Origin of the sequence: Kribbella sp. NPDC051952, from assembly GCF_040680855.1 — a bacterium.
Taxonomy (GTDB): domain Bacteria; phylum Actinomycetota; class Actinomycetes; order Propionibacteriales; family Kribbellaceae; genus Kribbella.
Map to the genome: position 1 here is coordinate 65910 of NZ_JBFAXQ010000017.1, position 13542 is coordinate 79451.

Genomic DNA, 13542 nt, shown 5'->3' on the forward strand with positions numbered 1-13542 from the left:
TGGAGGAGATTGTGCAAACCGTTGCCCGAGGCTACGAACGCAGCACCAAGCTGTACGAGCGTGCCCGTCAGGTGATCGCCGGTGGGGTGTCCAGCGATGCCCGGCGCGCCGAGCAGCCACTGTTCGTCGACCACGCCCGTGGCGCCGAGCTGTGGGACGTCGACGGCAACCGATACCTCGACTACGTGCTCGGGCAAGGCCCAAACCTCCTCGGCCACGCCGCACCACTGGTCGCGGAGGCAGTCTCGGCTCAGGTCAGCCGAGGCGTCGCGTACGCCGCTCAGCACGAACTGGAAGCGGTCGTCGCCGAACGCCTCTGCAGCATGATCCCCGCAGCCGAACTGGTCCGCTTCAACAGCGTCGGTTCGGAGGCCGTGCACGGCGCGATCCGGCTGGCGCGTGGGCACACTGGCCGGCCGAAGATCGTGAAGTTCGAAGGCAACTACCACGGCTGGCTCGACCCGGTTCTGTACAGCGTGCACCCCGACCTCGCGCTGGCCGGTGATGCCCGGCATCCCACCGCGGTCGGCGGCACGGCCGGCCAGCCCCGCCACGACGCCGACGACCTGATCGTCCTGCCCTACAACGATCTGCCCGCGGTCGCCGAGGTGTTCAGCACGAGCGGCGACGAGATCGCGGCCGTCATCCTCGAGCCCCTGCTCTGCAACACCGGCTGCATCACCCCGAAGGCCGGCTACCTCGAAGGCCTACGGGACCTGACCCGACAGCACGGTGCCCTGTTGATCTTCGACGAGATCATCTCCGGCTTCCGAGTCGCTCCGGGCGGCGCGCAAGAACTACTCGGCGTCGTACCCGATCTGGCCGCCTTCGGGAAAGCGATGGCCGGCGGCATGCAGGTCTCGGCACTCGTCGGCACGCGCGAGGTGATGGGGTCGATCGCCGATGGCAAGGTCGCCCATGCGGGCACGTTCAACTCGCACCCGGTCGCGATGGCCGCGGCGGACGCCGTGCTGCGTCACCTCGACGAGCACCGCGACACCGTCTACCCACCGCTGAACGCGGCAGGCCGGCGGTTGATGGCCGGCCTGCGCGCGTCAGCCGAGCGGCACGGTGTGCCGCTGCTCGTCGATGGCCCGGGCCCCGTGTTCCAGACCTGCGTGACCGATCAGGCCGAGGTGACTGACTACCGCTCGTTCGCCGCCTGCGACCGGGCCACGATGGCGCGGTTCCACGCGGGTCTGTACGCGGCCGGGGTCAACATCGTCCCGCGCGGACTCTGGTTCTTGTCCACCGAGCACACCGAGGAGCAGATTGACGAGACTATTGCGGTAGCAGACTCAGTGCTCGCCTCGCTGTAGACGACTGGCCGCTAGGCAGCGGGTCGAACGGCTTGCGGTCCTGGGCACAGGTCGAGCCGTCCGCGGGCGCCTTCAGCTGGGTCAGGTAGTTGGTGATCATCGCATCGGCGCACGTGCTCTTGCCGAGCGTGGTGTGACCCCAGCCCTCCACCATGACCATCCGCGCGTCCGGCCACAGGTCGGCGTACGGGCGGGTCGCCTCGTACGGCGTGGCCGGGTCGTGCCGGGTGCCGAAGACGAGGACAGGCTGCTTCACCTTGTTCGGCCACGGACCGAGGAACGCGTCGTTGTCGCGCACACCCATGAACTCACACTGGAGACCGACCCACGAGCGGTACCGGCCGAAGTGTGGTGCCCGCTGGTCGGCGGCATCGGCGTACGCCGGATAGGCCAGCGGCCGGCCGGATTGCCGAGCCTCGACACACGGCTGCAAGGCGGTGCCGACCGAGGAGTAGTCCTCCTTGCGGCGGTTCCACTCGACCAAGGCGTTCGGCGCCTGCCGCGCGGCCTTGGCCTTGTTCGTCGACAAGCCCACCATCTCTGCGAAGAACTGCGCGAGATCGGGATAGCCGATCGGATCGTAGAGGCTGGAGAACGTGAACGCGACAGCGATCGCGTACGTCACCTTCAGGCTCGTTCCGTCCGGCAGCGGGACGTCGATCGGCTGCGTCTTCAGCCGCTCGAGCAGGCCCTCGACGACGGTCTTCGGATCGCCGAGGTCGTTCAGCACACAGTTCCCGGCCGCCTTCTTGCACTCGGCAAGGAACTGCTCATAGGTGTCCGAAGCCCCTTCACCTTGCTTGAGGCGTACGCCGACCGGACTGGAGTCGCCGTTCGACCCCGAGTACCACTCCGGGCTGAGGGTTCCGTCCAGCACCAGCGCACGGATGTCGTTAGGGAACAGCTTGGCGTACGTCGCGCCCAGGTACGTGCCGTACGAGTAGCCGACGTAGCTCAGCTTCTTGTCCCCGACGGCCTGCCGGAGCAGGTCCATATCGCGGGCCACATTCGATGTCGAGTAGTGCTTGAGCCGGTCCGGCGAGGTGAGCCGGCAGTTGGCCGCGAGCTTCGCGCCCGCCACGATGAACTGCCGTTCCTCCTTCGCCCCCAGCGGGAACGGCGGCTCGTTCGCGAGCGCGGCAGACTCCTCTGCAGCGGTCGGATAGCACGTCACGGGATCCGACTTGCCGACACCGCGAGGGTCGAACCCGAGGATGTCGAACTTCGCCCGTACGCCTGGCGTGTAGGCGGACTGGCCGGCCTGCTGGACGAAGTCGACACCGGAACCACCTGGGCCACCCGGGTTGGTGAACAACGTCCCGATCTTGTGCGCCGGATCGGTCGCAGGCAGCCGGGTCAACGCGATCGTCGTGGTCGCACCTCGCGGTCTGTCGTAGTCGGTTGGCACCTCGACCGACGCGCACTGGAACGGTTTGAGCGCCGGGGCGGTGCCACAACTCCCCCACGCGATCTTCGGGACCACAGCCACGGGCTGGGTCGGTTGGGCGACGGCGGACGTTGCAGGAGTCAGAAGGACCAACGCAACACCGGCCACACACAGTCTTCGGAGGATTCTTCTGCGTTTCATGCCACCGACCGTAGGCGGGTGACCACTCCGGTCGCGTCCACCACGAGAAGGAGGCCGGAAGTCCGCCGTACAGCGGACTTCCGGCCTCCCTTGTGGAGTCTGAGTTACGCGGTCTTCTCGCGGCGCTCGCGCTTGCGCTCGATCTGGTCGCGCGGGATCAGCGTGGGGTTCACGTTCTCCAGCACGACCTCGCCGGTGACGACGACCTTGGCGACGTCCTCACGGCTCGGCACCTCGTACATCACGTTGAGGAGAACCTCTTCCATGATCGCCCGTAGCCCTCGGGCACCGGTGCCGCGCAGCAGCGCCTGGTCGGCGATCGCCTCGACCGCGTCGTCGCTGAACTCCAGCTCGACGTTGTCGATCTCGAACAGCCGCCGGTACTGCTTGACCAGCGCGTTCTTCGGCTCGGAGAGGATCTTGATCAGCGCGTCGCGGTCCAGCGGGGACACCGTGGTGATCACCGGAAGCCGGCCGATGAACTCGGGGATCAGACCGAACTTGAGCAGGTCCTCCGGCATGACGTCGGCGTACCCGCCGGCCTCTTTCGGCTTCTCCGGCTCGCGGGAGGTGTTGAAGCCGAGCGTCTTCTTGCCGACGCGCTGCTCGACCATGTGGTCCAGACCGGCGAACGCGCCACCGACGATGAACAGCACATTGGTGGTGTCGATCTGGATGAACTCCTGGTGCGGGTGCTTGCGGCCACCCTGCGGCGGCACGGAGGCCGTCGTCCCCTCCAGGATCTTCAGCAGCGCCTGCTGCACGCCTTCGCCGGAGACATCGCGGGTGATCGACGGGTTCTCGCTCTTGCGGGCGATCTTGTCGACCTCGTCGATGTAGATGATCCCGGTCTCGGCCTTCTTGACGTCGTAGTCGGCCGCCTGGATCAGCTTGAGCAGGATGTTCTCGACGTCCTCACCGACATACCCGGCCTCGGTCAGCGCGGTGGCGTCGGCGATGGCGAACGGAACGTTCAGCATCCGGGCCAGCGTCTGGGCGAGGTAGGTCTTGCCGCAGCCGGTCGGGCCGATCAGCAGGATGTTCGACTTGGCCAGCTCGACGGCCTCGTCCTTCGCGTGCCGGCCGGCGCTGGAGCTGCCCTGGCCGTCGCGGACCCGCTTGTAGTGGTTGTACACCGCCACCGCGAGGGCCTTCTTGGCCACGTCCTGTCCGACAACGTACGCGTTGAGGAAGTCGTAGATCTCCCGCGGCTTCGGCAGCTCGGTGAGTCCGACCTCGGAGCCCTCGTTCAGCTCCTCCTCGATGATCTCGTTGCAGAGATCGATGCATTCGTCGCAGATGTAAACGCCGGGACCGGCGATGAGCTTCTTGACCTGCTTCTGGCTCTTACCGCAGAACGAGCACTTCAGCAGGTCGCCGCCGTCACCTATGCGTGCCACCGGGACAGATCCCTTCTATGCGCAAGTCGAACCGTGGGCCGGGAGGGCGTAGGGCCGCTCGGGCCGGGGCCGACCGGTCGATCATGGACTACCCCGATCCGAATTCGACGGTACCCCGTCCGGGGCCGAAACGCCGCGCCCACCGCCGGGTTGTGACTACGCCGGTGGCGAACGCGCCGAGCCCTTGACAGTGCCGTATCCGGCCTACCAGGGCGGGTCGCAGGCGGGGACACCGGCCGGAGCCGGCGTCCCGGAGCCTGCTCAGACGCCGGCGGGAACCGGGGCCTTGAGGGATTGCAGCACGTCGTCGATCAGGCCGTACTCGATGGCCTGGTCGGCGGTGAGGAACTTGTCCCGCTCGATGTCGCGGGAAACCTCTTCCAGCGACTTGCCGCTGGCCTCGGCGATCATCTTCTCCAGCAGCGCGCGCAGGCGGAGGATCTCGTTCGCCTGGATCTCGATGTCGCTGGACTGCCCGTAGGTGCCCTCGGTGGCCGGCTGGTGGATGATGATCCGGCTGTTCGGCAGCGCGAGCCGCTTGCCCGGCGTACCGGCCGCGAGCAGGACCGCGGCGGCGGAGGCCGCCTGGCCCAGGCAGACCGTCTGCACGTCCGGCTTGATGTAGCGGACGGTGTCGTAGATCGCGGTCAGCGCGGTGAACGAGCCGCCCGGGGAGTTGATGTAGATGCTGATGTCGCGGTCGGAGTCCATCGACTGCAGGCACAGCAGCTGTGCCATCACCGCGTTGGCGATCTCGTCGGTGATCGGCGTACCGAGGAAGATGATGCGGTCCTCGAACAGCTTCGTGTAGGGGTCGATCCGGCGCATGCCGTACGACGTGCGCTCCTCCCACTGCGGGATGAAGTAGTTCATGGGTGCGTCCTTAACTGACGGAGTGGGAGATCAGGAGTTCGGGCTGCCGGAGGTGAGCTGCGCGGCGCTGGCGACCACGTGGTCGATGAAGCCGTAGTCCTTGGCCGCGTCGGCGGTGAACCAGCGGTCCCGGTCCGCGTCGTTCTCGACCTGCTCGAGCGGCTGGCCGGTGTGCTCGGCGATCAGCTTGAACAGCTGCGCCTTGATGTGCAGCGACTGCTCGGCCTGGATCTTGATGTCGGACGCCGTACCGCCCATACCGCCGGACGGCTGGTGCATCATGATCCGCGCGTGCGGGAGGGCGAACCGCTTGTCCTTCGCACCGGCGCAGAGCAGGAACTGGCCCATCGAGGCGGCCAGGCCCATCCCGACGGTGGCGACGTCATTGGAGATCCACTGCATGGTGTCGTAGATCGCCATGCCGGAGTCCACCGAGCCACCCGGCGAGTTGATGTACAGCCAGATGTCCTTGTTGGGGTCCTCGGCGTTGAGGAGCAACATCTGCGCGCAGATCGCGTTCGCGTTGTCGTCGCGAACCTCGGACCCCAGGAAGATGATCCGGTTCTGCAGCAGGCGCTGGTAGATGTGGTCGTCGAGTCCGCCGGAACCGTTGCCGCCCGCGGCGGTGGGGCTGGCTGCAAATGTCTCGTTCACGAAGCCGACATTACTGGCCCGGGGCGACAGACCTAAGGCTGGGCCACAGGTGTTCGCTCACGGCGCACCTCTCACCGCGATCAGGCTGCTGTCAGCAGGTTCCGGGGAGCAGCCGCCCGCGGGGTTTGCGGCGCCAGGCACGGGCGGCTGCTGCTCATCCGGCCGGTCACCATCCACACAGCACGGCGGACCCGAACTCCTCATTCACTGCCTCGTCAGGTACTTCGTCCTCGGCCGGCAGCAGCTGCGGTTGTGCAGGCTGCTGACAGGGCGTACGCCGTACCTCGGGCTCGTGCAGGAGCGCGGCCACAACCGTCCTTCCGGGATGGGATTCGGTGCTGATCACGCTAGTCGGGCGATCTTTCAGAACGCTTTCAGCCGAGGTCCGAACGTGCGAACGGCCCGGAACCACAGTGGTTCCGGGCCGTTCGCGTACGTATCAAGCCTTTGCGGGCTCCTCGGCCGGGGTCTCGGCCTCGGCCGAAGCCGCCGCCTCGTCCGTCTCCTCGGCGTAGGTGCCGTCCGGCTGCAGGGTCTTCAGCTCGACCTCGTTGCCGGAGGCGTCGGTGACCTTCGCGTTCTCGACCAGGTGCGCGAGCGCCTTGCCGCGGACGACCTCGGACACCAGGCTCGGGACCAGGTTGTTCTCGACCGCGTGCTGCGCGAACTGGTCCGGGCTGACGCCGGAGCGCTGCGCGTGCCGGACGATGTGCTCGGTCAGCTCCTGGTCGTTCACGCTCAGCTCCTGCTGCTCGGCCACCAGGTCGAGCACGAACTGCGCCTTGATCGCGTCCTCGGAGCGCTTCTTCAGGTCCTCGTCGAACTCTTCCTGGGACTGCTCCTCGCCCTCCAGGAACTGCTCGAAGCTCATCCCGGAGTACCCGAGCTGCTGCTCCAGGTTCTCCTTGCGGGCGGCCAGCTCGTCGGTCAGCAGACCCTCCGGCACCGGCACGTCGACCATCGTCAGGATCTTCTCGAGTACGGCGTCGCGCGCCTCGCCGGCCTGCTCGAGCCGCTTGCCGCGCTCGAGCCGGGCCTGGACGTCGGCCTTCAGCTCGTCGGCGGTGTCGAACTCCGACGCGGTCTGCGCGAACTCGTCGTCGAACTCCGGGAGCTCCTGCTCCTTGACCGCGGTGACGGTCACCTGCACGTCGACGTCCTCGCCCTTGAGCGCGCCGCCGACCAGCTGGGTCACGAAGGTCTTGCTCTCACCCGCGGTCAGGCCGAGGACAGCCTCGTCCAGGCCGTCGAGGAGCTGACCGCTGCCGACCTGGTACGACAGGCCGGTCGCCTGCGCCTCCTCGACCTTCTCGCCGTCCTTGCTGGCGGACAGGTCCAGGGTGATGAAGTCGTTGTCCTGCACCGCGCGCTCGACCGGGTTCAGCGAGCCGAACCGCTGGCGCAGCGACTCGATCTGCTCGGTCACCTCGTCGTCGCTGATCGCGATGTCCTCGACCTCGGCGGTCAGGCCCTCGAGGTCGGGGAGCGTGATCTCCGGGCGGACCTCGACCTCGGCGGAGAACTGCAGGCTCTCCTTGTCGTTGAACTCGGTCACGTCGACCTCAGGCCGGCCGATCGCCTTGACCTGGTTGTCGGAGACCGCCTGCGAGTACAGCTTCGGCAGCGCGTCGTTGATCGCCTCTTCGAGCACCGGCCCACGGCCGACCCGCTGGTCGATCACCTGCGGCGGGATCTTGCCCTTGCGGAAGCCCGGCACGGTGATCTGCTGGCTGATGCTCTTGTACGCCGCGTCGAGGCTCGGCTTGAGCTCCTCGAACGGCACCTCGACGATGAGCTTGACCTTGGTCGGGCTCAAGGACTCGACGGTGCTCTTCACGGTGGCGGTTCTCCTTGATCATTGACGTTCACAGCACGGGCGACAGCCCGCGCTGCAGGGTGCTACAGGGGGTTTGTCGGGGCGACAGGACTCGAACCTGCGGTCTCCTGCTCCCAAAGCAGGCGCGCTAGCCACTACGCTACGCCCCGCAGTGACCGCACGAGTCTAGTCGACCCGAACCAGTGCTCGCGCCACCACCCCGTCACGAAACCCATTTTGAGTCGACCGGGGTCGATGTGGAATCATGTCGGAGTGCCGCAAGGCGCACGCGGGTGTAGCTCAATGGTAGAGCCCCAGTCTTCCAAACTGACTACGCGAGTTCGATTCTCGTCACCCGCTCGGTTGAGGGCTGAGGAGTGTCCGCGGAGAGCGCGGACTTTGCCTCGCCCTCCTTTTTTGCGCCTTCGCTTCGCTCGGCGCGAGCGGGGGCTCCGCCACCCGCACCCCCCGGGCACGTGGCCGGGGTGGCTTCCGCCTTCGCTTCGCTTCGCTCGGCTCGGCGGGGTCATGCCTTCGCTTCGCTCGGCGGCACGGGCGGGGGCTTTGTCACTTGCACGCCCTTCACCGGCCGGGTCGGGGTTCTGCCCTCGCTTGCCCGGTGGGGGATGCAACCTTGGGGGGTGGTTGGGGGGTATTGCCGGGGACAGGTTGGTGCTTCGGTGGAGGTTGTTGTGGGTGTTCGTGGGGCGGTGGCGTTGGGGGTTGCGGTTCTTGCTGTGGTGCCTGGTGGTGTGGGGGCGGCGGCGGGCGGGGGTCGGGGTGGTGGAGCGGCTTACGGCGTACCGGGTGGGGGGCGGACGGCAGCGGTTACGTTGATCACCGGGGATCGGGTGTCGGTGACGGGTGATGCGCCTTCGATCGTGCCGGGGCCCGGGCGACAGCGGATGCGGTTCAGCGCGACGAGGGTCGACGGTCGGTTGACGGTGATCCCGTCGGACGTCCGTGGTCTGGTGGATTCGGGCCGGCTGGACCGGCGGCTGTTCGACGTCACCGGACTGATCGATGCCGGGTACGACGACGCGCACACCGACTCGATCCCGGTGATCGTCACCGGTTCCGGCGCGAAGGCCCAGCCGGCCGGGTTGACCGCCACCCGAGCCCTGCCGGTGATCAAGTCGACCGCCGGCAAGGTCGCCAAGAAGTCGGCAGCCACCTTCCTGAGCCAGCTCCCCAGCGGCCGGATCTGGCTCGACGCCAAGCGGCACCTGCTGCTCGATCATTCGGTTCCGCAGATCGGTGCGCCGGCGGCCTGGCAGGCCGGGTACACCGGCAAGGGTGTACGCGTCGCCGTCGTCGACAGCGGGATCGACAAGGCGCACCCTGATCTGGCCTCCCGGGTCGCCGAGGTGAAGACGTTCGGCGACGACCTGCCCGGCGACCAGATCGGCCACGGCACCCACGTCGCCTCGATCATCGCCGGCACCGGTGCGGCCTCCGGCGGTCAGTACCGCGGCGTCGCGCCGGACGCCGAACTGTACGACGCGAAGGCGTGCACGGACATCGTCTGCGACGACTCCGCGATCATCGCCGCCCTCGACTGGGCGGCCCGCGACGTCCACGCCCAGGTGGTGAACATCAGCCTCGGCTTCCAGGACACCCCGCAGGATGATCCGCTCGAGCAGGCGATCAACACCCTGACAGCCGAGACCGGCACCCTCTTCGTAGTTGCCGCCGGCAACGGCGGCGATCACAACGTCGGCATCAACTCCCCCGGCAGCGCCGCAGCGGCTCTCACCGTCGGAGCGGTCGACCGTGACGACGCGATCGCGCCGTTCTCCAGCCGCGGCCCGGTTCCCGGCGCGACCACGATCAAGCCCGACGTCACCGCGCCGGGCGTCGGTATCGTCGCCGCCCGCTCGTCCGAAGCGACCACGGGCGAACCGGTCAACGACTACTACACCCGGTTCTCCGGCACCTCGATGGCCGCACCGCACACCGTCGGCGCGGCCGCTCTCCTGCTCCAGCAGCACCCCGACTGGAAGGCCGCGGAGTTGAAGAGTGCGCTGACGAACTCGGCGAAGCCCGGCGCCGGCCAAGGGATCTTCGACCAAGGCGCCGGGCGGATCGACGTCGCCCGGGCGATCACGCAATCGGTCCTGGCCGGCCCGTCGAGCATCGCCTTCGGTACGGCGGACTGGCCGCACAACGACGACAAGTCCGTCGCTCAGACCCTGACCTACCGCAACACCAGCACCGAACCGGTGACGCTGACTCTCAGCACGCAGTTCACCGATCCCACCGGAGCGCCTGCCCCGGCCGGTGCCCTGACCACCAGCACCAGCCAGCTGACCATTCCGGCCGGCGGTTCGGCGCCGGTCCAGGTGACGTCCGCGACCAATCACAACGGTCCGGACGGTCGGTACAGCGGCCAGGTGGTGGCGACCTGGCCGGGCGGCACGATGCATGTCCCGGTCACCGTACTGAAGGACATCGAGGCCTATGACCTCACTGTGAACATGCTCCGCCGGGACGGCACTCCTGCGATCGGGGCGCAGGTAAGTCTCGCTGCGGTCGATGGTTCGACTCCCCAGACCTTCCTGCTTTCCAGCACGGGAACAGAGCACTTGCGCCTACCGCCTGGTGACTACACCCTCGATGTCGACGTGTCCGACCAGGATGACGCGGCCTATGCCATGGTTGCGCCGAACATCCACCTGACCGCGAACGCGACTGTCGTCCTCGATGCACGGCAGGCACGCAAAGTGGCGATCGACGTCCCCGCACCGGACGCCCAGCAGTCGTTCGTCGAGGCGGACTACATCCGAACCTCGCCGGACGGAGAACATCGCTACGAGCAGTACTTCGGTGCCGTCGGCGCCACCGAGCTCTACACACTGGGCCTTGGATCCACACTTCCGGCCGACCAGCTGACGACCATGATCGCGTCGCACTGGGACGGCGAGCTGGCCGGTACGCCGTACTCCTACCGGCCGGTCGAGGTGGTCGCCGGCCGCTTCCCCACCGGGCTGCAGCGAACCGTCCACGACAACGAACTGGCCACCGTCCGCACCAATCTCAACCGCAGTACCGGCGACGGTTATCAGCTGTCCGCATCGCCATCGGTCGACGGCCACACGATCCTCGGCATGGCCCGCGCCCTCGATGCCCCGGGGACCTTGGTGCAGCATCTCGAGAGCGGAGCGGTCAGCTGGTACCAGACGGTCGAGGAGACCGGGCCGGACGACACCGTCCTGACCACCCTGGCGACGACGGACGGTACGTCGTACCGGGCCGGCCGGTCCTATCAGGAGCGCTGGAACGCGGCTGCTCGCGGGATCCGCGACGTGTCCGCCAGAAGGAGCGGTGACCAACTGGAGGTGGACCTCGCCCGGATCGCCGACGCGGACGGGCACGGCGGCTACGCGGCGATCGACGCCGGGGCCGCCCGGCTCTACCGCAATGACGTCCTGGTCGGCGAGTCGGAGGACTACGGGCTTGTATCGGCAGAAGGTTTGCCGCCGGAGCAGGCGACGATCCGTCTCGAGACCACGGCGACGCTGCCTTCGAACCCGGCCAAGATCGACTACCGCGCGACGTTCCGATCGCAAGCCGGTGACGCGGTCACCCCGCTGTGGACGGTGGGCTATCAGCCGATTGTCAACAATCTGAACGTCGGCACGTGGACGCCGACGACCAAGCTCCCGGTCCTGCCCAGCACCCCAGCGGGTCAGAGCTCTCACGCACTCAAGAGCGTCCGGGTCGAGGTCTCCGGCGACGGCGGTAAGACCTGGAGAGCTGCGCAGGTTCAGTGCGTCGGAGAGCGCAGGTATCAGGCGACCTTCGCCACGCCACACGGTGCGGTCTCACTCCGCACCACCGTCACCGACGCGGCGGGAACGACGGCGACCCAGACAACCCTCGGCGCGTATGTCGTGTCCGGAGGCTGACGCGGACGAGAACTGGGGTCGGTGGTGACGCGGGTTAGTTGACTCGCAGGAAGGCTGCTCCGTCGATGGTGGCGGGGGCTGTTGAGGTGGAGATGATCTTGACCGCGCCGGTGCGGAGTGGGGTGATCGGGAGGTAGAAGACCTTGCGGGCTGTGGTGGTGGCCGCCAGGGAGATCGTGCCGATCTTGATGTTGGCGTGGTAGACGTCAACCCGGCCTTGACCCGGTCCGACCAGGGCGATCACCGCGATGCGGGTCGCGTTCTCGGTGGCCTTGGTCAGGTAGGCGCCGTTGGCCTTGAGGATCGTGGTGGTGCCTTGGAAGGCCAGGGTGCTGGTGGAGCGGGTGACGGTGCCGGCCGAGGTGAAGGCGCGGTCGTCCTGGGGAGCTACCGAGCAGATCTGCGGGGACCACGCGGACAGGTTCCCGAGGTAGTCGCGGGAGCGGACCATGAAGCACTCGTCCCAGCCGAGGCGGGGTGCGTACGTGATCGACGTCATCGTCGTGTTCTGCCACGTCACCGGGTACATCCACTTGCCCAGGGCAACGCCCGGTGCGGCCACCTTGTAGACCACGTCGTACGACGCCACGTCGGTGTCGTCCTTGTACGCCCACCGCAGCACTGTCGGGTTGCCGAGCTCCACCCGGTCGCCGATCCGCCACGTCACCAGCGATGGCGCCGTACCGTCGACTTCACTGCAGTACGACACACTCCACGCGCTCAGGTTGCCCGCATAGTCACGCGCGCGGACCTGCCAGCACGTGTCCGTGCCGATCGCCGCACTCAGGCTGGCGCCCGTCGTCTTGAGGCCCTGCCACGCCGGCACCTGGTTCCAGGCCCCGTACGGCGCAGTCCGGTTGGGCCGCTGCTGGATCCGCAGGTCGTACGAATTAACGCCCGTCGCGGGAGAGTTCGGGTCTTGCGGGTCGGTGTAGAGCCACTCGAACGACAGGCTCGTGTTGTCCCGGATCCGCGCACCCGCGGACGCACTGGTCAGCACCGGCGCCACCGTGTCGGGGTGTTGCTGCGGATCCGCGGTGAGCCAAGTCAGGCTGGCCACGCGCGGCTTGCTGTCCGGATCGGCGTACACGATCTTGGCGGCGCCAGACCCGTCAGCCCGGAAGCTGCTTGGCGTCGCCCGAAGCGGTCCGTAGCGACGCTGGCCGAGTGCCTGGTCGTTGAGGTCAGTCACCAGCAGGTCGGAGCCGGACGCCTGCGCGGTGAAGCCGTTGCCCACCTGGGCGTCCGCAGCCACGGTCAGGTTGCGCGGAGCCTCCGGCCCCTTCACGTCGACGACCTGGTTGCAGCCGCTCAGCAGCGCCCAGCGACCGTTCACACGATCCGGACCGACTGAACACGCGCTAGCCACCAGGACGGTCTTCACAACACCTGTGGTCAGGTCCTTGCCGTCCAGATGACCAGGCTCGGTCACCTTCCACACAGTGCTGTCGGACATAGCAAACGGCGGCGCATAGTCGGCCAGCTTCGTCTTGGTCGCGACGTCGTACACCTCAGCAGTCGGGGAGCTGGCGGCGCGGTGGGACACCAGCTTGCCGCCCTTCCCGAGTACGACCTCATCCGCCGCGGGGAACGTCAGCCCGCCGACCTTCGCCGTACCGCCGGCAAAGGTGAGCAGCGAGGAACCCTCCACCTGCAGCTGCTTGGTGTCGCTCGATCCATTGGCCGTCCACGTGGTGCCGTTGTTGCTCGTCTCGTAGACAGCGTGGCTCGACGGGTCCGAAACGACCACCCGCGCCCCGGACAACCCGACGTCCGTCGCGGTGTGGCCAGGGACCAGCACACCCTCCCCCAGGTGCGTCGGCGGATCGGCCGCCATCACCTGACCGGCAGACAGCAGCGGCACGAGTACGACGGAACACGCGACCGCCACCACCCGAAATCTCAGCACAAGAACTCCCCCCGGTACTCCAAAGACAACGGGCCGCACCCTAGTCAGTAACCACTGGTAACGGAAGCGCCGTCC

At 67.6% G+C, this 13542-nt stretch carries 9 protein-coding genes and 2 tRNA genes; 3 read left to right on the forward strand and 8 right to left on the reverse strand.

Going from position 1 to position 13542, the window contains the following annotated elements:
* The first annotated feature begins 11 nt into the window (after positions 1-11).
* Entirely contained in the window at positions 12-1319 is a 1308-nt protein-coding gene (locus tag AB0L70_RS28075; protein WP_363689275.1) for a glutamate-1-semialdehyde 2,1-aminomutase, read from the forward strand.
* Here AB0L70_RS28075 and AB0L70_RS28080 read toward each other — a convergent pair.
* The 7 genes from AB0L70_RS28080 to AB0L70_RS28110 form a co-directional block, all read right to left on the reverse strand.
* Positions 1282-2907 carry an alpha/beta hydrolase gene (locus tag AB0L70_RS28080; RefSeq protein ID WP_363689277.1) on the reverse strand — a complete coding sequence of 542 codons (1626 nt, stop codon included), beginning with the start codon at positions 2905-2907 and terminating at the stop codon, positions 1282-1284. The two genes, AB0L70_RS28075 and AB0L70_RS28080, sit on opposite strands and share 38 nt — an antisense overlap.
* A gap of 104 nt (positions 2908-3011) precedes the next feature.
* On the reverse strand, positions 3012-4307 hold the full coding sequence (clpX, locus tag AB0L70_RS28085; RefSeq protein WP_363689279.1) for an ATP-dependent Clp protease ATP-binding subunit ClpX: 1296 nt from the start codon (positions 4305-4307) through the stop codon (positions 3012-3014).
* 261 nt (positions 4308-4568) lie between these two features.
* Positions 4569-5180 carry an ATP-dependent Clp protease proteolytic subunit gene (locus tag AB0L70_RS28090; protein ID WP_363689281.1) on the reverse strand — a complete coding sequence of 204 codons (612 nt, stop codon included), beginning with the start codon at positions 5178-5180 and terminating at the stop codon, positions 4569-4571.
* A 30-nt stretch (positions 5181-5210) separates the two neighbouring features.
* Positions 5211-5834, reverse strand: a complete 624-nt coding sequence (locus AB0L70_RS28095) for an ATP-dependent Clp protease proteolytic subunit (protein ID WP_131349683.1) — start codon at positions 5832-5834, stop codon at positions 5211-5213.
* Between the two features lie 166 nt (positions 5835-6000).
* Positions 6001-6144 (reverse strand): hypothetical protein, encoded by a 144-nt coding sequence (locus AB0L70_RS28100; RefSeq protein ID WP_363689283.1) that lies wholly within the window; start codon positions 6142-6144, stop codon positions 6001-6003.
* A gap of 129 nt (positions 6145-6273) precedes the next feature.
* On the reverse strand, positions 6274-7671 hold the full coding sequence (gene tig, locus AB0L70_RS28105) for a trigger factor (RefSeq protein WP_363689285.1): 1398 nt from the start codon (positions 7669-7671) through the stop codon (positions 6274-6276).
* A gap of 76 nt (positions 7672-7747) precedes the next feature.
* Positions 7748-7820: transfer RNA gene (locus AB0L70_RS28110), tRNA-Pro, on the reverse strand.
* A 119-nt stretch (positions 7821-7939) separates the two neighbouring features.
* Between AB0L70_RS28110 and AB0L70_RS28115 the strand changes: the two genes are divergently transcribed.
* Together AB0L70_RS28115 and AB0L70_RS28120 are read left to right on the forward strand one after the other, a co-directional pair.
* A tRNA-Gly gene (locus tag AB0L70_RS28115) sits at positions 7940-8010 on the forward strand.
* Positions 8011-8507: 497 nt separating this feature from the next.
* The gene (locus AB0L70_RS28120) at positions 8508-11558 is read left to right on the forward strand and encodes a S8 family serine peptidase (RefSeq protein WP_363689287.1); all 3051 of its coding nucleotides are present in this window, start codon (positions 8508-8510) and stop codon (positions 11556-11558) included.
* A gap of 34 nt (positions 11559-11592) precedes the next feature.
* Here AB0L70_RS28120 and AB0L70_RS28125 read toward each other — a convergent pair whose 3' ends face one another.
* Positions 11593-13467 (reverse strand): hypothetical protein, encoded by a 1875-nt coding sequence (locus tag AB0L70_RS28125; protein WP_363689289.1) that lies wholly within the window; start codon positions 13465-13467, stop codon positions 11593-11595.
* Positions 13468-13542 lie beyond the last annotated feature (75 nt).

What these genes read in the sequence shown, in the direction of transcription:
- AB0L70_RS28090 (WP_363689281.1), bottom strand. Translation starts at nt 5,180, where the DNA reads ATGAACTACTTCATCCCGCAGTGGGAGGAGCGCACGTCGTACGGCATG.
- AB0L70_RS28080 (WP_363689277.1), bottom strand. Translation starts at nt 2,907, where the DNA reads ATGAAACGCAGAAGAATCCTCCGAAGACTGTGTGTGGCCGGTGTTGCG.